Here is a 337-nt window from a genome sequence, read left to right as displayed (position 1 = left end):
GTCGTGTCCGCGATGCCGCGGGACTGCAGATCTGCAATCCCGCGGGCATTACGGCGTATGAACGCATTGGCACGCTCGCTGCGGAACTTCCGGAACTCCGGGTCGATGTGAGCTACCTGCTCCATGAGCCCCATCAACTTCGCATTGCGTTGATACGCGGCCAGATACGCTCGATTACTTGCCTCGAGCACGGCGTACGGATCGTCCGCGCTCGCAACGCGTCCCATGCCCGGGTGCATCATGTCGTCTCGCGCGACCTCGAGGACGGCGGCGAACACCTCTTCCTTGTTCGCGAAGTACGTGTAGAACGATCCCGTCGCGCAACCGGCTTCTTTGG

1 protein-coding gene is annotated in these 337 nt (G+C 62.0%); it reads right to left on the bottom strand.

What is annotated here, in order from left to right; translation table 11 throughout:
• Positions 1-337 (bottom strand): TetR/AcrR family transcriptional regulator (locus A2J01_RS23360; protein ID WP_156519371.1); only part of this gene is annotated, 337 nt, incomplete at both ends.

It is taken from the genome of Rhodococcus sp. EPR-134 (assembly GCF_001647205.1).
GTDB classification, from domain to species: domain Bacteria; phylum Actinomycetota; class Actinomycetes; order Mycobacteriales; family Mycobacteriaceae; genus Rhodococcus_F; species Rhodococcus_F qingshengii.
Note: the sequence above shows the minus strand (reverse complement) of the source record. Positions and strands in the feature narration are given on the sequence as shown.